Source organism: Catellatospora sp. TT07R-123, assembly GCF_018327705.1.
Classification (GTDB): Bacteria; Actinomycetota; Actinomycetes; order Mycobacteriales; family Micromonosporaceae; genus Catellatospora.
On the sequence record NZ_BNEM01000001.1, the window covers coordinates 2,606,155 to 2,624,015 of the forward strand.

Sequence of the window (17,861 nt, forward strand, 5' to 3'; positions counted from 1 at the left end):
GCACCCGCGTAAGTGAGGTACGCAGGGGCGGCCACAAGCCGCCCCTGCGTTTTTGCACCTCAGGCGATCAGCGCGGGCTCGCTCCACTGCGGGCGGCCGGTGCGGTCGAGGTCGTAGCGGGCGGCCGCGATGCGGCGTACGCCGTCGACCAGCTCCGGCACCGGCAGCGTGAACGGCAGCCGGACGAACCGCTCCAGCGTCCCGTCGAGGCCGAACCTCGGGCCCGGGGCCAGGCGCAGGCCCAGCGGCTCCACCGACCGCGCCAGCGCGCTGGAGACCGGCCCGTCCAGCTCCGCCCACAGCGTCACCCCACCCGAGGGGACGGTGACCCGCCAGGAGGGCAGGTGCTCGCGCACCGCCGCGACCAGGGCGTCGCGCTGGGCCGCCAGCTGGGCCCGCCGCTGCGGGATCACCTCGCCCGCGCGGGCCAGCAACCGCACCGCCACCAGCTGGTCCAGCACCGGCCCGGCCGTGTCCACGCCGACGCGCACCGCAGCCAGCCGCTGCACGATCGGGGCCGACGCGCGGATCCAGCCGATGCGCAGCCCGCCCCAGAACGGCTTGCTCATGCCGCCGATGGTCAGCACCCGGCCGTGCCGGTCGTACGAGGCCACCGCGGGCGGCAGCTCCTGCCCGTCCAGGGGCAGGTCGACGAAAGACTCGTCGACGACCAGGTCGGTGCCGGTGCGCTGGGCCGCGGCGACCAGCTGCTCACGCAGGTGCGCGGGCATCACGTGGCCGGTCGGGTTCTGGAACTCCGGGATCAGGTACGCCAGCCCCGGCCGGGTCTGCCGCAGCGCCCCGAGCAGCAGCTCGGCGTCCCAGCCGCCGTCGTCCAGCCCGTGCGTGCTGATCCGCGCCCGCCGCCCCGCCAGCGCCGCCAGCGCGTTCGGGTACGTCGGCGACTCCACCAGCACCTGCGCCCCGACGGGCACCTGCAACCGCAGGATCAGGTCCAGGGCGTGCAGCACCCCGTTGGTGATCATGATCTGCTCGGGGCTGGTCGGCAGGCCGCGCGCGGCATACCGGTCGGCCACCGCCTCGCGCAGCTCCGCGATGCCGCTGGGGTGGTAGCCCGCCCCGCCCAGGTAGCGCGGCAGCTCCTCGACCGCCTCCCGCGACGCCTCCAGCAGGCAGTCCGGCGCGGCCAGCGCGGCGCAGCTCAGGTCGATCAGGTCCAGGTCGTCGTCGGCCAGCCACAGGCCGCTGCCGGCCACCCGGTGGCCGCTGGGCAGGGTGGTCCAGCTCCCGGCGCCCCGGCGGCTGGTCAGGTGGCCTGAGTCGCGCAGCTCCCGGTATGCCGCACTGACCGTGGTCCGCGACACCTCCAGCGCCTCGGCCAGCTCCCGTTCGGCGGGCAGGCGCACACCCAGCGGCAGCCGGCCGTCGGCCAGCAGCCCGCGCACGGCCGAGGCCAGCGCGGCGTAGTCGGGGCTGCGGCGCCGGGCGGGCAGGGCATGCCACCGGCCGAGCAGCCGGGCGAGCTGCCCGCCGCGTACCGAGACGCTCATGTCACGCTCCCTGTCCTGTTGGGGCGCCGCACCGCCGCAGCTCAGCACCCTGGCGAAAGCCACCTCGACGGAATTGGCACTTTCTGGCTATGCAATTGGCCTCCAGACTGGCAGACATGACCGGCCCAAGCAAGCCACTGACCATGCCAACAACCCCCCGCGCCGGACACCGCCTCGCCCCCATGCCGCTGCGCGACCGGCTCCCCCGCCGCCTGCTCCAGCTGGCCCTCGGCCTGGCCGCGTACGGGGTGAGCATCAGCCTCATGCTGCACGCCCACGTCGGCAACCAGCCCTGGGACGTGCTGCACCAGGGCATCGCCGGCCACCTCGGGGTGACCGTCGGCACGGTGCTCATCGGCATGGGCGCGCTGGTGCTGCTGTGCTGGATCCCGCTGCGCCAACGGCCCGGCATCGGCACGGTCGCCAACATCGTCGTCATCGGCCTGGTCGTCGACGCGGTGAACCCGCTGCTGCCCGACCTGGACCACCTCGCCGGGCGGTGGGCGTTCATGCTCGGCGGCATCCTGCTGTGCGGCTTCGCCAGTGGCCTCTACATCGGAGCCAATCTCGGGCCGGGGCCGCGTGACGGGCTGATGACCGGCCTCGCCGCCCGCCGCTGGTCACTGCGCGGCTGGCGGACGCTGCTGGAGATCACCGTCGTGGTGGCGGGTGCTCTGCTCGGCGGCACCGTCGGCATCGGCACCATCCTGTACGCCCTGGCCATCGGCCCCCTGGCCCAGTTCTTCCTGCCGATGCTCGCGGTCACCCCGCGCCCCGCCCCGGCACCCTCCCCCACCCCCGACCCCTGCCCCGCCTGAACCCGCCGCCCAGCCCCGCCCGCCCCGGCCCGCCTCGCCTCGCCTCTTGCCTCGCGCCGCACGGTGCAGTTTCGGGGAAAGTGCTGGAATCTTGGGCCGCGTTCGTGCAATTTCCCCGAAACTGCACGAACCCGGCCCGGCCCGGCCCGGCGCGGCGCGGCGCGGCGCGATCGGGACGCGGGTTGAGGGCGGGCTGATGCGGTCGGGCAAGATCGCGAATCGTGGGCGCTGGGTGCTGCTATCGCGACATCCAGCGTCCACGATTTGCGATCTTGATGGGTTGATCAGGCTTTCAGACGCGGATCGGAAGACTCCGGGTCTTGCGGGCCTGCGTCACTCGCCGGGGTGCGCCAGACGTAGCGGCGGCTGAGCAGGCACGCGGTCGCGATCACCGCGACCAGCCAGGCCGCCCCGAGCGCGGCGCCGCCGATGACATCGGTGAGCCAGTGCACACCCAGGTACACCCGGGAGAAGGCGACCAGTAGCACCGCCAGCCCGGCCCCGCACCACACCGCGATCCGGGCGCGGCCGCGCACCCGCAGCGAGACCAGCAGCGCGAGCAGGCCGTACGCGGCGGCCGCCTGGGCGGTGTGGCCGGACGGGAAGGCGTACCCGCCCGCGGCGGTCAGGGCCGCGGACACCTCGGGCCGCGACCGGGCCAGGGTCAGCTTCGCCGCGCTGACCAGGGCGGCGGCGCCGACGGTGACGACGATCGCGAGCAGCGCGGTCCACCGGCGCGAGCGCCACAGCGGGATCGCCACCGCCGCCGCCAGCAGCAGCGGGATGGTCACCCAGCCGCTGCCCAGCCAGGTGAGCACCTGGAGCGACCCGGTCAGCCAGCCCGTACGGTGCGCGATCAGCCAGCCGGTCACGGCCGGATCGGTCGCGCCGGACTCGTCGGGTGCGGCCAGGTCGTCGGCGAGCGAGCCGAACACCCAGGCCGCGAGCACGACCGCCACGGCGCCGAAGGCCAGCCAGCGCCGCAGCAGACGATCAGGCAACGCGCACCCTCCCCCAGCAGCCGATCAGATACCTCGACAACCGGGCCGACGCGGCTGCCGGCCCTCTGGCGACCACGGCCCGGGGCCCACCGCGCGCCCATGCCCGACCGGCCGCGCGCCCCGCGGTCCCGCCGTCGGCTCCGCCAGCCACCCGGCCCGCCGACCGGGCTGAGATCGCCGCCTGCGGTAAGAAACGGCAGCCGCAGCCGCGGACCGCAGACCACCGACCGCGGACCGCCGACCGCAGACCGCAGACCGCAGACCGCAGACCGCAGACCGCGATCATGCGCTGTCTCAGCGAGCGCCTCGGCGGCGTAGCCGATGCCTCCCCGACTACCCGCCCCACCGCCTCCAGCCAGGCGAAACACGCGCGGTCGGGCGCACACTAAGAAACTTACTCATATACGGAGTTGTCCGAGAGATCTCTGAGAATTCCGATAGGTTCCAGTAAGCGGACGAGGATCGCGCGGCACCACCGGCACCGATCCTGTCGCGAGAGGACAACAGGGGGACTACGTCGCCATGATGCAGAGTTCCAATCCGGTGCTGACCCGGCCGATCACCCCGCCCGTGATCGAGCGCCGCGAGGTCGGGCGGGCCACTGTGGACGGCGTGGCCGGGCGTACGTTCGTGCTGGTCGCCGTCACCGTCATCGCCGCGGCGCTATCCTGGAACCTGCTGCGCTCCCCCGCCTGGACCGGCCTGTTCGTGCTCGGCTCCACGCTGGCCACCCTGGTGCTCGTCCTGGTGATCACCTTCAAGCAGATCACCAACCCGTTCGTGATCGCCGGGTACGCCGTCCTGCAGGGCGTCTTCCTCGGCGTGGTCAGCCGCGAGCTGGAGCAGCAGTTCCCCGGCATCGTGGTGCAGGCGGTGATCGGCACGTTCGGGGTGTTCCTGGCGATGGCGCTGCTCTACCGGCTGCGGGTCCTGCGCGCCACGAAGCGGTTCACCCAGATCGTGGTCGGCTCGCTGGTCGGCATCCTGCTGCTGTCACTGGTGGACTTCGTGCTGCGGTTCTTCGGCACGGGCCTGAGCATCTACAAGCCCGGTACGACGGGCATCATCTTCGCGCTCATCTGCATCGTGGTCGGCGCGCTGACCTTCATCATCGACTTCGACCAGGTCGAACGGGCGGTGAACGGCGGCCTGCCCGCGCGCTACGGCTGGTACCTGGCGTTCGGCCTGCTGGTCGGCCTGATCTTCCTGTACTGGCAGATCATCCGCCTGCTCAGCTACGTCCGCGGCCGCTAGCGCCCGGCGGCGCGTCCGTGCAGCCAGCGCCCGGCGGCGCGTCCGTGCAGCCACGAACCCGGCCGACCGCCACCGACGCGGCCGGCCGACGTCTGCGGCGGGCGGCGCGTGCGGTGGTCAGCGGACGGGGTGGCCGGTGGCGCGCAGGGCCGACTTGACCTCGCCGATCGCGACGTCGCCGAAGTGGAAGACGCTCGCGGCTAGGACCGCGTCGGCACCCGCGGTGACCGCGGGCGGGAAGTCGGCGGCCTTGCCCGCCCCACCCGACGCGATCACCGGGATGTCCACCTCCGCCCGTACCAGCCGGATCAGCTCCAGGTCGAAGCCGTCCCTGGTGCCGTCGGCGTCCATCGAGTTGAGCAGGATCTCCCCCGCCCCGAGTTCCGCGACCCGCCGCGCCCACTCGATGGCGTCGATCCCGGCCGACTGCCGCCCGCCGTGGGTCGTCAGCTCGAACCCGCTCGGCGCGTACGGCGCGTCGGCGACCCGGCGCACGTCCAGCGACAGCACCAGCACCTGGTTGCCGAACCGCTGGCTGATCTCGGTGATCACCTCGGGGCGCCGGATCGCGGCGGTGTTCACGCCGACCTTGTCCGCCCCGGCGCGCAGCAGCACGTCCACGTCGTCGGCCGAGCGCACCCCGCCGCCGACGGTCAGCGGGATGAAGACCGTCTCGGCGGTGCGCCGCACCACGTCGAGGATCGTGCCGCGCCCCTGCGCCGAGGCGGCCACGTCCAGGAAGGTCAGCTCGTCGGCCCCGGCCTCGCCGTACGCGGCGGCCAGCTCGACCGGGTCCCCGGCGTCGCGCAGGTTCACGAAATGGACGCCCTTGACCACGCGCCCGGAGGCGTCGACGTCCAGACAGGGGATGACTCGCACCGCGACGCTCATGCCTTCTCCTCGCTGCGCCGGTCGGCGGGGAGCGTGACCCGTGCCCCGCCCCGGCCGCCGAGCTCGATCATGCCGTCGACGCTACCTGGCAGGCCGCGGGCGGGCCGACCGCGCCCGGCCGCGGGACCGGCTGGTGGGACCGGCGGGCGGCGCCCAGCAGCACCCCGCCCACGACCAGCACGCCCGCGACCAGGTCGGTGGCGTGCAGCGGCTCGCCCAGCCACAGCGCCGCCGAGCTCATCCCGAAGAACGGCACCAGCATCGAGAACGGGGCGACGGTGGCGGCGCCGTACCGGCTGATGAGCGCGCCCCAGCCCGCGAATCCGGCCAGCGTCGAGATCCCGGCGATGTAGGCCAGGGCGCCCAGCCCGGTCAGGTCCAGGGCGCGCAGCGCCGGGGCGATCCGGTCCGGCCCTTCGAACAGCAGGGACAGGCCGAGCAGCGGCAGAGTGGCCACCGCCGAGACCCACACCATGAACCGCAGCACGCTGGGCGGCGCGGCCTTGCGCATCACGATGTTGGACAGGCCCCAGGCCACGGCGGCGGCCAGCACCAGCAGGAACCCTTCGACCGGGCGGTCGGTGCCGAGCCGTCCGGCGACCAGGGCCACACCGAGCAGGGCGACGCCCAGGCCCGCCCACTGACGCAGGGCGGGGCGCTCGCGCAGCAGCGCCACCGCGAACACGGTGGTGAAGATCGCCTGGCTCTGGAGGACCAGCGAGGACAGCCCGGCCGGCAGGCCTGCGGCCATACCGGCGAAGAGCAGGGAGAACTTGACCACGCCGAGGATCAGGCCGACCGCGATCACCCAGCGCCAGGCGACCTGCGGGCGGCCGACGAAGAACAGCGCCGGTACGGCCGCCAGCCCGAACCGCAGCGCGCAGAACAGCAAGGGCGGCATCCGGTCGAGCCCGGCCTCGATCGCCACGAAGTTGAAGCCCCACGCGGCGGCCACGGCCACCGCCAGCAGGATGTCTCTGGGTCGCATGAGCCGATCCTGGCCCGGCCCGACCGTGCAGCACCAGCGAATAGTTCTTCACGATTCGTTTAGCATGGCTGCATGTTCGACTTCGGCCGCCTGCGCGCCCTCGACGCGCTCGCCCGGCACGGCACCGTCCACGCGGCCGCCGCCGCCCTGCACTGCACCCCGTCGGCCGTCTCGCAGCAGCTGGCGAAGCTGGAACGCGAGGCCGGCACCACCCTGTGCCACAAGGACGGGCGCGGCCTGCGCCTGAGCGGCGCGGGGCGGCTGCTCGCCGAACATGCCGCCACCGTGCTGGCCGCCGCCGACGCCGCGGCCGCGGCGCTGGAGGCCTACCGGGGCGAGGTCGCCGGCACCGTCGCCGTCGCCAGCTTCGCCACCGCGTGCCGGGGGCTGCTGCCCCCGGCCCTGGCCCTGCTGGCCGCCGAGCACCCGCGCCTGCGCCCGCACCTGGTCGAGTGCAACCCCTACGAAGGCCTGCAAGCGCTGGACCAGGGGCGGGTCGACCTGGCGGTGATCGACGACTGGCGCGAGGTGCGGCTGGTGCTGCCGCCGGGCGTGGCCGCGCGGTCGCTGGGCGAGGACGCCGCCGACCTGGTCGTGCCCGTGGGCCACCCGCTGGCCGCGGCCGGCCCGGTGCCGCTGGAGAAGGCTGCCGCCGAACGCTGGATCGCCTCGCCCGAGGGCACGATCTGCCACGACTGGCTGATGCGGATCCTGCCCGGCCTGCGGCCGGATTTCCTGGTCGGCGAGTTCGAGAGCCAGTTCTCGCTGGTCGCGGCCGGGCTGGGCGTGGCGCTGATCCCGCGCCTGGCCCGGATCGCGGCCGTGCCCGGCACCGCCGTGGTGCCGCTGGACCCGGTGCCGACCCGACGCGTCAGCGTGGCCTGGCGGGGCGCCGCCGAGCAGCGCCCCGCCGTGGCCGCCGTCGTCGACGCCCTCACCCGCGCCTGGCACTCCCGCACCACGGCGGGCATCCCGGGCTAGGCCTCGGCGAGCGCCGCGAGGGCCTGCTCGACGGTGAAGGCACCGGCGTAGATGGCCTTGCCGGTGATGACGCCCTCGACCCCGACCGGGGCCAGGGTGGCCAGGGCGCGCAGGTCGTCCAGGGTGGACACGCCGCCGGAGGCGATCACCGGGGCGGGCGTGGCGGCGCAGACGTCGCGCAGCAGGTCCAGGTTCGGGCCCTGGAGCGTGCCGTCCTTGAGGATGTCGGTGACGACGTAGCGGGAGCACCCGGCCTTGTCCAGGCGGGCCAGCACCTCGTACAGGTCGCCGCCGTCGCGGGTCCAGCCGCGCGCCGACAGCGTACGGCCGCGCACGTCCAGCCCGATCGCGATGCGGTCGCCGTACTCGCCGACGACCCGGTCGCACCACTGCGGGTCCTCCAGCGCGGCGGTGCCGATGTTGACCCGGGCCGCGCCGGTGCCCAGGGCCGCGGCCAGCGATGCGTCGTCGCGGATGCCACCGGACAGCTCCACCTTCACGTCGAGGCGGCTGACCACGTCGGCCAGCAGCGCGGCGTTGGAGCCCCGGCCGAACGCGGCGTCGAGGTCGACCAGGTGGATCCACTGCGCCCCGGCCCGCTGGAAGTCCAGCGCGGCGGTCAGCGGGTCGCCGTACGACGTCTCGCTGCCGGCGGCACCCTGCACCAGGCGCACCGCCTGGCCCCCGGCGACGTCCACGGCGGGCAGCAGGTCCAGTGCCATCTACGAACTCCTTCGATCGAATGCGATCAGTACGAACACGGGCAGCGTCAGCAGCAGCACCAGGGTGAGCACGACGGCGAGCTCCACCGACGGCACCAGCTGCCAGATCACGAACAGGGCCGTCAGCACGAACACGGCCACGATCGCGCGCTGGGCCCGGGTCTGGCCGACGGAGAGCTTGCCGTTGCTGCGGCGGCGCAGTTCGTAGAACGACACCCGGCGCCACAGGTCGCGCCGGGTCTGCCGCCGAGCCGCGCGCCTGGCCTCGGTCTCCTGCGCCTGGCGCGCGGCCTGCTCGCGCGCCTCGCGGCGCAGCTTGCGTTCCTTGCTCACCGGATCACCCGCATCGAAGCCCACCCGCCCGGTCGGCGAGCACGTGCGTTCAAGATGCCAGACCCTCGACCCAGTTGCGCAGCAGGGCGGCGCCCACGGCACCGGACTTCTCCGGATGGAACTGGGCCACCGACAGGCTGCCCCGCTCGGCGGCGGCCACGAACGTGGCCTGCTCGTGGGTCGACGTGGTGACCACGGCGACGGCGTCGAGTTCGGCGGTGGGCACCGCGGCGTACGAGTGCACGAAGTAGCAGCGCGCGTCGGCGTCGATCCCGGTGAACAGGCGCGACCCGGCCGGGGCGTCGACGAGGTTCCAGCCCATGTGCGGCACCCGGCGCGCGGCCAGCCGGGTCACCGAGCCGGGCAGCAGGCCCAGGCCCTTGGTCACCACGCCGTGCTCGTCGCCCGCCTCGAACATGATCTGCGCGCCGACGCAGATGCCCAGCACCGGGCGCCCCGCCATGACCCGCTCGGCGATCACCGGAGCGGCCTGGACCTGGTCGATGCCGGCCATGCACGCCGCGTACGCCCCGACGCCCGGCACGACCAGGCCATCGGCCCGCTCGGCCAGCCCCAGGTCGGGGGTGACCGTCACGGTCGCACCCGCGGCCTCCAGCGCGCGCTGGGCCGAACGCAGGTTGCCCGACCCGTAGTCGAGCACGACGACGTTCGCGGTCACAGCACGCCCTTCGTGCTCGGCACGGCGCCCTGGCTGCGCGGGTCGATCTCGACGGCGGTGCGCAGGGCGCGGGCCAGGGCCTTGAACTGGCCCTCGACCACGTGGTGCGCGTCGGGCTTGGTCCCCGGCCGCGCCGCGCGCAGCACCGACACGTGCAGCGTGATCTTCGCGGTCTGCCCGAACGACTCCAGGATGTGGCGCGTCATCGAGACCGGGTAGACCGGCCCGATGTAGGGCGCGAGGTCCATCGGCTCGTCGTGCACCACGTACGGCCGGCCGGACAGGTCGACCGCGGCCTGCACCAGGACCTCGTCCATCGGCACCACGGCGTCGCCGTACCGGCGGATGCCCGCCTTGTCGCCCAGGGCCTGCGCGAACGCCTCGCCCAGCGCCAGCGCGGTGTCCTCCATGGTGTGGTGCGCGTCGATCTCCAGGTCGCCCTCGGTGCGCACGGTCAGGTCGAAGCCGCCGTGGCGGGCGATCTGGTTGAGCATGTGGTCGAAGAAGCCGATGCCGGTGCTGATCTCGGCACGGCCCGTACCGTCGAGGTCGATCTCGACGGCGACCTTGGTCTCCTTGGTGATCCGCTCGACCCGGCCCGTCCTGCTCATGCCTTCAGCCCTTCCATAGCCGCCAAGAAGGCGTCAGTCTCCTGCGCGGTGCCCGCGGTGACCCGCAGCCAGCCGTCGAGTCCCACATCGCGGACCAGGACACCCTGGTCCAGCAGCGCGCGCCAGGCCGCCTTCTGGTCGGCGAAGCGTCCGAACAGGACGAAGTTCGAGTCCGAGTCGGCCACGTCCCAGCCGTCGGTGCGCAGCTGCGACACGATCCGGTCGCGCTGGACCTTGATCGCCTCGACCGTGCCCAGCAGCACCTCGGCGTGGGCCAGCGCGGCGCGGGCGGCGGCCTGGGTCAGCGCCGACAGGTGGTACGGCAGCCGCACCACCTGCACCGCCTCCACGATCGCCGGGTGCGCGGCCAGGTAGCCGACCCGGGCCCCCGCGAAGGCGAACGCCTTGCTCATGGTCCGGGTGACCACCAGCCGCTCGTGGGAGTCCAGCAGCTCCAGCGCGCTGGGCGTGCCGGGGCGGCGGAACTCCGCGTACGCCTCGTCGACGACGACCAGGCCCGGCGCCTCGGCCAGCACCGCCTCGATGACGGCGAAGTCCAGCGCGGTGCCGGTCGGATTGTTCGGCGAGCACAGCAGCACCAGCGCGGGCCGGTGCAGCCGCACCTGCTCCGCGGCGTGCTCGGGCGTCAGCTCGAAGTGCTCGCCCCGGCCACCGTCGACCCAGCCGGTGGCGGTGCCCTTGGCCAGCAGCGGATGCATCGAGTACGCCGGGCCGAAGCCCAGCGCGGTGCGGCCCGGCCCGGCGAACGCCTGGAACAGCTGCTGCTGCACCTCGTTCGAGCCGTTGGCGGCCCACAGCTGCTCGGCGGTCAGCCCGTGCCCGCAGTACGCGGCCAGGTCGGCACGCAGCTTCACCGCGTCCCGGTCGGGGTAGCGGTTGAGGTCGGCGATCTCGCCCGCGATCGCCCGCTGCACCGCGCGCACGACCTCGTCGGGCAGCGGGTACGAGTTCTCGTTGGTGTTGAGCCGCACGGGGACGTCCAGCTGGGGCGCCCCGTACGCGCTCAGGCCGCGCAGGTCCTCGCGCAGCAGCTGCTGCACCCACTCGGTCATGCCGCACCCTCGCTCTCGAAACGCGCGGTCACGGCCTCGCCGTGCGCGGGCAGGTCCTCGGCGTCGGCCAGCGCCACCACGTGGTGGGCGACCTCGCGCAGGGCGGCCTCGTCGTACTCCACCACGTGGATGCCGCGCAGGAACGACTGCACGGACAGGCCCGAGGAGTGCCGGGCGCAGCCCGCCGTGGGCAGCACGTGGTTGGAGCCGGCGCAGTAGTCGCCCAGCGACACCGGCGCGAACGCCCCCACGAAGATCGCGCCGGCGTTGCGCACCCGCATCGCCACGGCGCGGGCGTCGCGGGTCTGGATCTCCAGGTGCTCGGCCGCGTACGCGTCGACGACCTTCAGCCCGGCCTCGACCGAGTCGACCAGCACCACGCCCGACTGCGGGCCGGACAGGGCCGTGGTCACCCGCTCGCTGTGCTTGGTGCGGGCCACCCGCAGCGCCAGCTGCGCGTCGACCGCGTCGGCGAGCGCCGCCGAGTCGGTGACCAGCACGCTGGCGGCCATCGGGTCGTGCTCGGCCTGGCTGATCAGGTCGGCGGCCACGTGCGCCGGGTCGGCCGTGTCGTCGGCCAGGATCGCGATCTCGGTCGGCCCGGCCTCGGCGTCGATGCCGACCACGCCGCGCACCAGGCGCTTGGCGGCGGTCACCCACACGTTGCCGGGGCCGGTGATCAGGTCGACCGGGGCGCAGTCGTCGTCGGGCGACAGCTCGCGCGCCGGGTCGGCGGTGCCCCGGCTGCCGTAGGCGAGCATGGCCACGGCCTGGGCACCGCCCACCGCGTACACCTCGTCGACGCCGAGCAGGGCGCAGGCGGCCAGCACCCGCGCGTCCGGCAGGCCGGTCTCGCGCTGCGGCGGGCTGGCCACGACCAGGCTCTCCACGCCCGCGGCCTGGGCCGGGACGACGTTCATGACGACGGTGGACGGGTAGACGGCCAGGCCGCCGGGCACGTATAGCCCGACTCGGGAGACCGGGAGCCAGCGCTCGGTCACCGTGCCGCCGGGGACGACCTGGGTGGTGTGGTCGGTGCGGCGCTGTTCGGCGTGCACCTTGCGGGTGCGGGCGATGGCCTCCAGCAGCGCGGCCCGCACCTGCGGCTCCAGCGTCTGCTCGGCTTCCTTGATCACCTCGGCGGGGACCCGCAGGGCGCGCGGCCGCACCCCGTCGAACCGATGTGTCGCCTCGCGGATCGCCTCGACACCATGGAGCCGGATCCCGTCCACCAGCGGGCGGATCTGCTCGACCGCCTGGGAGACGTCGAGCTGGGCACGGGGCAGCAGGGCTCGCGGATCGGCGCCGGGACCGGCGAAATCCCGTCCGCGCAGGTCGATACGGGTCAACACTTCCCAAAGTCTACTGGCGCCCCCACCCACCCCGACGCCCCCGCCCAGGCACTGGGACAGTGACCCCGGCCACGGCACCACCACCCCCGTCTCGTCATCGACACTGGCCTATCTGGAGGACGATTTTCCAAGATCTGTCCTCTGGATAGGCCAACGTCGATGCTAAGTGCGGGCGGCGCGAGGGTCGGACGCGAGAGCCGGTGCGCGAGAGCCCGGGGCGCGAGAGCCGGTGCGCGAGGGCCGGGCGCGCGGCGGTCTGGGCGCGGCGGCGGCAAAACGCGGTGCGCCCGCAGAGGCGGAGGCCGTACGGCGAGAGCTAGTCTCAGCGAATGACCGGCACGCTGCCGCTGTTCCCGCTGGGCACGGTGCTCTTTCCGGGCCTGGTGCTGCCGCTGCACATCTTCGAGGAGCGCTGGCGCACCCTGGTGCGCAACCTGATGGCACTGCCCGACGGCACGCCGCGCGAGTTCGGCGTGGTGGCGATCGAGCGCGGGCTGGAGGTGATGCCGCCGCCGAACGAGGGCCTGGCCACCTCCGAGGTGGTCGTGCACGAGGTCGGCTGCGTGGCGCAGCTGCGGCAGATCACCGAGCATCCCGACGGCAAGTTCGACATCGTGACCGTGGGGCAGCGGCGGTTCCGCATCACCGGGTTCGTGCCGAGCCCGCACCCGTACCCGGTGGTGGGGGTGGAGTGGCTGCCGGAGCCGGAGCCGGACGAGGCCGCCGACGCGCTGGCCCCCCGCGTGCTCGCCTCGTTCCGGGAGTACCTGGGCGTGCTGCGCGGCAATCCCGACGACCAGCTGCCCGACGACCCGGTGGTGCTGTCGCACCTGGTGGCGGCCAGCGCCTCGCTGACCGTGGCCGACCGCCAGCAGCTGCTGAGCTCCCCGGATCCGGCGTCGCGGCTGCGGCTGGAGCTGAAGATCCTGGCGCGGGAGACGTCGCTGCTGCGCGAGGTGCGCGCGGTGCCGGCCCAGCTGGCGCAGCTGGGACCGGCGCCATCGGTGAACTGAGCGCGGGCCGGTCAGGCTTCCTGGCGCGGCGGCTGCTGGTCGTGGCCGCGCTGCGGGTCGAAGCCGGACTGCGGGTCGTGGCCGGGCTGGCGGTCGAGGCCGGGCTGCTGTTGGAAGCCGGGCTGCGGGTCGAAGTCGGGCTCGTCGTCGTACAGCTCGGTGGGCTCCTCGTTGCGGCGCAGCGACGGCCAGCGCGACCAGGCCGCCAGCATCGCGTACATGATCACGGCGCCCAGTGCGGGGACGAGCAGGCTGCCGCCGATCGCCCACGGGAAGACGTCGAGGTGCTTGACGGCACGCAGGTCCACCGGCTTATTGATCATGGTGTCGACCGGCGCGTGGGCCAGCAGGTCCTGGTAGTGCGCCAGCCCGATGCTGTGCCCGAGCCACCACGCCGCCCACCCGGCGATCAGGCAGCCGACCACCACTCCGGCGAGCTGCCACGGCCCGCGGCGCCGCGGCAGCAGCACCCAGGCCAGCAGCGCCGCCAGCAGCCCGAACCCGAACCCGAGCAGCACGAACCAGCCGTCGGCCGCCGCGAGCTGCTCCGGCTCGTTGGAGGTGTAGACGGCGCCGTCCTGCACGACCTTCAGCGGCAGGGTCGGCGCGAGCAGGTGCCAGGCCCAGCCCAGGGCCAGTCCGAGCACGCCGACCACGAGCGCCGCCACCACCGCGGACCCCACCTCGGCGCCCACCGGCGGGCGGGGCCGCGGCTCGACCTGGAGCGGCACCTCGTACGAGGACGTGTCGTCGGAAAGCATTCCCATACCGTAGTCCCCCCTGCGGCGGTGCCCGTGGACAGATCCGGCGGGATAGGGCGTTCGTGCCCGCCTGCGATAGGTTGTCCAGACCGAGACATTCACGGGAGCCGCAATGATTTCACAGGACCGGCTGCAGGAGATCGTGCGGCACTGGGAGGCCACCGAGACGCTGCGCCGGGGCTACCCGTGCCCGCCCCGGCTGCACGAGTTCGCCGGCGGCTGGGTCGTGTGGGCGCAGCCGCCCGCCGACGCGCCGCGGCAGCAGCCCGGCAGCGGCCATACCGTGATCATCGACCGCAACACCGGCGAGCTGACCGTGGTGCCGGGCCTGCCACCCCAGGTCGCGATGGACCGGTACGTCCCGCGCCGGCCCCTGGCCGTGCCTGACCTGCCCGACCTGCCCGCCCCGGCGTTCCACGACGGGTCGGCGCCGCCGACGCCGACGTTCCCGTTCTCCTCGTTCGGTCCCGCGCCGCTGCCGCTCGCCGTGCTGCGCGAGCGCGCCGCCGCGGCCGCGGCCGAGCTGGCCCGCCTCGGCGTGCCGGCCACGATGCCGCAGCTGGTCGCGACGCTGACCGTCGACGGCCGGACGTTCGAGGCCGCCGCCCACACCGACGACGACGAGTACGACCACCACCCCGCGGTCCTGCGCGCCCTGGCCGAGATCGAGCCCGGGGCGCGCAGCCGGGGCGCCGCGCGGCACCCGGAGCTGGTCGCCGCGTCCCGAGCGCTGTTCTCGCTGTCCGGCGAGGAGGCCGACCCGGCCTGGGCGCAGCACCTGCTCGCCGGGGCGCGGCTGGAGCTGCGCCGCCTGCGCGAGGCCGCCGACCCGGCGGTGGTCGAGCCCGCCCGCTCCTGCCACACCTGCGCCACCGTGCTGACCGGGCTCGGCCTGCCCGGCGAGCCGCCCCGCGACCTGCTCGCCCCGCCGCCGGGCGAGCGACCGCCCGGCGGGGACGGCATAGTCGTCCCGCTGCTGGTCGAGGCGTTCGCGGCGACTGCGGCGGTGCCCGGCGCGCGGCACCGGCTGACGGCGCTGCCGTTCCTGGTCGAGGTGCTGCTGCCGTACGCGCCGATGACGGCCGTGCTGCAGAGCGCCTCCGGGGCGCAGCAGCGGCTGGAGCCGTACACGCTGAATGCCTGGGTCCACCAGCACACCGCCGACACCCTGGGCGACCTGGCCGAACGCATCGGGGCGCGGCTGTTCCCGATCGGCACCGAGGAGGGCGGCTACTACGCGCTGCTCGCCGTCGACGAACTGCGCCGCGTGTACGCCGTCGACCACGCCGGAGCGTGGTTCCTCGGCGCCGACCTGCCCTCGGCGCTGCACGCACTGAACACCGGCGCGGCCACCCCGCGCGTGCGCGCCGACGGGAGCTGGTGACTACTGCCCCGGCGGGGCCAGGTTGCCGTCGTCGCGCACCCGCGGCATCGGATGCCCCTGCAGCAGCACCGTGAACGCGGTGTCCAGATCCGGCCCGGCGTACCACTCCCCGGCCTGGTCCAGCACCCACACCCGGCCGTGCGCGTCGATCGCGATGATGCCGTCGCCGTCGTGCTCGGCCCCGATCGGCGCCAGCGGCGCACGCACCACCTCGGCGAACCGCGCCAACACGGCCGCCGTCTCCGACACCAGCTCCGCGCCGAACTCGAACGGCCGCACCCGCTGCGCCACCCCCGGCCCGCGCCGCACCGACGCCAGGTACGGGAACTTCACGATCGCCTCGCGTAGCGCGGCCAGCGGCGGGTGCCCGTGCGCGGCCAGCGCCCGCACCGACAGGTCCGCCCACTCCGCCGAGCTCAGCTCGCGGCCGTCGACCCGCACCGGCCGGTCCCAGCCGCCCGCGGCCAGGGTCACCGCGATGTCCTCGGGCAGCCCCGCCAGCGCGGCCGGGATGCCGGTGAGCGGGGTGACCGGCTCGCGCGGCGCCGGGGCGGCCGACGCCGGGGCCAGGCCGACGTGGATCCACAGCGCCAGGCAGGTGTCGCACGGGCCCGCCGGAGTGTCGTTCAGCGGGTCGTCCGGGTCGCGCAGCAGCGTGAGGCGTACGTCCTCGACCGTCGCGGCCAGCCCGCGCACCGCCGCGAGGTCGATCGGCGGCGACCCGTCCGCAGCGGCCCGCTGGTCCAGCTCGTGCAGCCAGTCCGACAGCACGATCAGCTCGGCGTGCCGGGCCGCGCCCCGCACCAGCGAACCGGCGGGCTGGTCGGCCAGCCAGTCGGCGATCATCGGGTGATGGCGCAGCAGCTGGTCGCCCTTGGCGCCGGTCGCGCGGCGGGTGCGGCCGTCGGCGGGGGTCAGCTCGGCGGCGAGGCCCGGGAACTCCAGCCCGCCCACGCGGCGCAGCCGGGCCAGCGGGTCGGCGGTGACCGGGGCGGGCGGGTGCTCCGCCAGGCGGGCCCGGTGCAGGCTGCGGACATGCTCCAACGGCACCGAGGGGTATGTGCTCAACGCGGCCGTGTTCCGGTCGATGACGGTGCGGGCGCCCGCGCCGGGCGGGGGCGGGACGTCGTCGTCGGGGTCGGGCAGCGCCCAGACGATGAAGCACTCGGGGAACTCCGCGACGTGGGCCCGCAGCGGCGGGTCGCCGGGTTCGGCGGCGGCGCGGGCCAGCTGCTCGGCCAGCCGACGCGCCTCCAGCTCAGTGACCACGGCTCACCCTTTCCTCTTCCGCTTCCCGCTCGGCTTCGGCCTTTCGTTCGGCCACCAGGGCCATATGGGGTACATCGAGTGCGTCGAGGACGGCTTCGCTGATGTCGTACGGCTCCCTGTCCGCGAAACTGTCCAGATTCGAGTAGGCGAGTCCCCGGCTGTCGATCTGGATCGTGCAGCTGCTCAAGCCGAGGTTCCCGCCGCGTTCGAAGCAGCGGATGAGCGGCTCGAAGGGGTCCGGCAGGTCGGGCAGCGCAACTTTGAGCGATGCGAACCGCAGCGCATGGCGGCAGGAGTGGTGATGTGGCGCATTCACCCAGCGCAGGTCCAGTACACGCCATACCTGCCGGACAAACTGCTCGTCGATGTATGACTTCGAGTCGACGCGGTCAGCGATGTCCCAGAAGTAGCTTGCAGGAGCCCCCAGCTTGCGTGCCCACAGCGCATTACGCCGCAGGTACTCGTTGAAAAGCCGGATCCGTGACGGGGTACGCAGGTAGGTCTGCGGCCAGTCGATCTCCATCAACCGCAGCGCCAGCCGCCGAACCGGCGGGCTCACCAGCGACATGTCGACGTCAGCCATCGCCGCTTGAGCAAGCTTGAGATCAGGGCTCGTCATGCGCCGACCTCACTGGTTGTGCTTGGCGTCGATGTCGGCGAGCGCCTGCGGACTGATGTCGTAGCTGAGTTCAGGCGTGAGGTAGCGGTCCGCCGGCCAGACGGCCACCCGCAGCGTGTGATCGATGAGGATCACGCCTCGCTCCAGGTCGAAGCCTCCGCCCCGCTCGTACACCTGCAGCAAGGGCTCGTAGGGATCGGGCAGGTCGGGGCATTCAGCGACGGAGACCGCGAAATTGAGCATGTACCGACAGAAATCACGGTGCGGGAGTGCCAACCCTCGGCCGAGCAACCCGTCGAGAACCGAGTCGGCGAAGCCGTTGTCCTGCGCCGCCACCGGATCGAACTGCGCCGTCACGTCGAAGAACGGATATAGGTCAAGAACAGCCAGCTCTCGAGCCCACAGCGCACTACGGCGCAGATACTCGCGCATCAGCCTCACCCGCGACGATGAGTGGAGGAAATTGGGCAGTTTCCAATCCACCGCTTCGAGGCGTGCCGCCACTCGGGTCGCCTGCTCGTTGACCTTCATCGCCTTGGCACTCCCATCAGGTGCAGAATCATGTCGACAACACGGTCTAGTTCTGTCAGATCGAGGGGAA

The 17,861-nt window shown here is 73.7% G+C and carries 19 protein-coding genes; 5 read left to right on the forward strand and 14 right to left on the reverse strand.

Annotated elements, in window-relative coordinates; translation table 11 throughout:
- Positions 1 to 59: 59 nt before the first annotated feature.
- Positions 60 to 1,511: a PLP-dependent aminotransferase family protein gene (locus tag Cs7R123_RS11045; protein ID WP_212825758.1), complete on the reverse strand. Its 1,452-nt coding sequence runs from the start codon at positions 1,509 to 1,511 to the stop codon at positions 60 to 62.
- A 182-nt stretch (positions 1,512 to 1,693) separates the two neighbouring features.
- On the opposite strand from Cs7R123_RS11045, the gene Cs7R123_RS11050 reads away from it, so the two are divergent.
- The gene (locus Cs7R123_RS11050) at positions 1,694 to 2,329 is read left to right on the forward strand and encodes a YitT family protein (RefSeq protein WP_212829081.1); all 636 of its coding nucleotides are present in this window, start codon (positions 1,694 to 1,696) and stop codon (positions 2,327 to 2,329) included.
- Positions 2,330 to 2,613: 284 nt separating this feature from the next.
- Here the strand turns inward: Cs7R123_RS11050 and Cs7R123_RS11055 are convergent, their stop codons facing one another.
- Positions 2,614 to 3,330, reverse strand: a complete 717-nt coding sequence (locus Cs7R123_RS11055; protein ID WP_212825760.1) for a phosphatase PAP2 family protein — start codon at positions 3,328 to 3,330, stop codon at positions 2,614 to 2,616.
- A 525-nt stretch (positions 3,331 to 3,855) separates the two neighbouring features.
- Here Cs7R123_RS11055 and Cs7R123_RS11060 point away from each other — a divergent pair.
- Positions 3,856 to 4,584 carry a Bax inhibitor-1/YccA family protein gene (locus tag Cs7R123_RS11060; RefSeq protein WP_212825762.1) on the forward strand — a complete coding sequence of 243 codons (729 nt, stop codon included), beginning with the start codon at positions 3,856 to 3,858 and terminating at the stop codon, positions 4,582 to 4,584.
- A 117-nt stretch (positions 4,585 to 4,701) separates the two neighbouring features.
- On the opposite strand, the gene hisF is transcribed toward Cs7R123_RS11060, so the two are convergent.
- The gene (gene hisF, locus Cs7R123_RS11065) at positions 4,702 to 5,475 is read right to left on the reverse strand and encodes an imidazole glycerol phosphate synthase subunit HisF (protein WP_212825764.1); all 774 of its coding nucleotides are present in this window, start codon (positions 5,473 to 5,475) and stop codon (positions 4,702 to 4,704) included.
- 67 nt (positions 5,476 to 5,542) lie between these two features.
- Entirely contained in the window at positions 5,543 to 6,463 is a 921-nt protein-coding gene (locus tag Cs7R123_RS11070) for an EamA family transporter (protein ID WP_212825766.1), read from the reverse strand.
- A 72-nt stretch (positions 6,464 to 6,535) separates the two neighbouring features.
- On the opposite strand from Cs7R123_RS11070, the gene Cs7R123_RS11075 reads away from it, so the two are divergent.
- Positions 6,536 to 7,444 carry a LysR family transcriptional regulator gene (locus tag Cs7R123_RS11075; protein ID WP_212825768.1) on the forward strand — a complete coding sequence of 303 codons (909 nt, stop codon included), beginning with the start codon at positions 6,536 to 6,538 and terminating at the stop codon, positions 7,442 to 7,444.
- On the opposite strand, the gene priA is transcribed toward Cs7R123_RS11075, so the two are convergent.
- The 6 genes from priA to hisD are packed head-to-tail and all read right to left on the reverse strand — an operon-like array spanning position 7,441 to position 12,214.
- Positions 7,441 to 8,166, reverse strand: a complete 726-nt coding sequence (priA, locus tag Cs7R123_RS11080; protein WP_212825770.1) for a bifunctional 1-(5-phosphoribosyl)-5-((5-phosphoribosylamino)methylideneamino)imidazole-4-carboxamide isomerase/phosphoribosylanthranilate isomerase PriA — start codon at positions 8,164 to 8,166, stop codon at positions 7,441 to 7,443. The genes Cs7R123_RS11075 and priA overlap by 4 nt on opposite strands.
- The gene (locus Cs7R123_RS11085; RefSeq protein ID WP_212825772.1) at positions 8,167 to 8,499 is read right to left on the reverse strand and encodes a hypothetical protein; all 333 of its coding nucleotides are present in this window, start codon (positions 8,497 to 8,499) and stop codon (positions 8,167 to 8,169) included.
- Positions 8,500 to 8,548: 49 nt separating this feature from the next.
- Complete coding sequence (gene hisH, locus Cs7R123_RS11090) at positions 8,549 to 9,178, reverse strand: imidazole glycerol phosphate synthase subunit HisH (protein ID WP_212825774.1); 630 nt, start codon at positions 9,176 to 9,178, stop codon at positions 8,549 to 8,551.
- The gene (hisB, locus tag Cs7R123_RS11095; protein WP_212825776.1) at positions 9,175 to 9,789 is read right to left on the reverse strand and encodes an imidazoleglycerol-phosphate dehydratase HisB; all 615 of its coding nucleotides are present in this window, start codon (positions 9,787 to 9,789) and stop codon (positions 9,175 to 9,177) included. Before hisB ends, hisH begins: the two co-directional genes overlap by 4 nt.
- The gene (locus Cs7R123_RS11100) at positions 9,786 to 10,862 is read right to left on the reverse strand and encodes a histidinol-phosphate transaminase (protein ID WP_212825778.1); all 1,077 of its coding nucleotides are present in this window, start codon (positions 10,860 to 10,862) and stop codon (positions 9,786 to 9,788) included. Before Cs7R123_RS11100 ends, hisB begins: the two co-directional genes overlap by 4 nt.
- The gene (hisD, locus tag Cs7R123_RS11105; RefSeq protein ID WP_212825780.1) at positions 10,859 to 12,214 is read right to left on the reverse strand and encodes a histidinol dehydrogenase; all 1,356 of its coding nucleotides are present in this window, start codon (positions 12,212 to 12,214) and stop codon (positions 10,859 to 10,861) included. The genes Cs7R123_RS11100 and hisD overlap by 4 nt, the downstream gene beginning before the upstream one ends.
- A gap of 329 nt (positions 12,215 to 12,543) precedes the next feature.
- Between hisD and Cs7R123_RS11110 the strand changes: the two genes are divergently transcribed.
- The gene (locus Cs7R123_RS11110) at positions 12,544 to 13,227 is read left to right on the forward strand and encodes an LON peptidase substrate-binding domain-containing protein (RefSeq protein WP_212825782.1); all 684 of its coding nucleotides are present in this window, start codon (positions 12,544 to 12,546) and stop codon (positions 13,225 to 13,227) included.
- An 11-nt stretch (positions 13,228 to 13,238) separates the two neighbouring features.
- Here Cs7R123_RS11110 and Cs7R123_RS11115 read toward each other — a convergent pair whose 3' ends face one another.
- Complete coding sequence (locus Cs7R123_RS11115) at positions 13,239 to 13,988, reverse strand: DUF2567 domain-containing protein (RefSeq protein WP_212825784.1); 750 nt, start codon at positions 13,986 to 13,988, stop codon at positions 13,239 to 13,241.
- Between the two features lie 112 nt (positions 13,989 to 14,100).
- Between Cs7R123_RS11115 and Cs7R123_RS11120 the strand changes: the two genes are divergently transcribed.
- Complete coding sequence (locus Cs7R123_RS11120) at positions 14,101 to 15,372, forward strand: SUKH-3 domain-containing protein (RefSeq protein ID WP_212825786.1); 1,272 nt, start codon at positions 14,101 to 14,103, stop codon at positions 15,370 to 15,372.
- On the opposite strand, the gene Cs7R123_RS11125 is transcribed toward Cs7R123_RS11120, so the two are convergent.
- The 3 genes from Cs7R123_RS11125 to Cs7R123_RS11135 are packed head-to-tail and all read right to left on the reverse strand — an operon-like array spanning position 15,373 to position 17,791.
- Complete coding sequence (locus Cs7R123_RS11125; protein WP_212825788.1) at positions 15,373 to 16,641, reverse strand: SUKH-3 domain-containing protein; 1,269 nt, start codon at positions 16,639 to 16,641, stop codon at positions 15,373 to 15,375.
- Positions 16,631 to 17,260 carry a hypothetical protein gene (locus Cs7R123_RS11130; RefSeq protein ID WP_212825790.1) on the reverse strand — a complete coding sequence of 210 codons (630 nt, stop codon included), beginning with the start codon at positions 17,258 to 17,260 and terminating at the stop codon, positions 16,631 to 16,633. The genes Cs7R123_RS11125 and Cs7R123_RS11130 overlap by 11 nt, the downstream gene beginning before the upstream one ends.
- Positions 17,261 to 17,269: 9 nt before the next feature.
- A complete protein-coding gene (locus tag Cs7R123_RS11135) occupies positions 17,270 to 17,791 on the reverse strand; it encodes a hypothetical protein (protein ID WP_212825791.1) in 522 nt (173 codons plus the stop codon).
- Positions 17,792 to 17,861 lie beyond the last annotated feature (70 nt).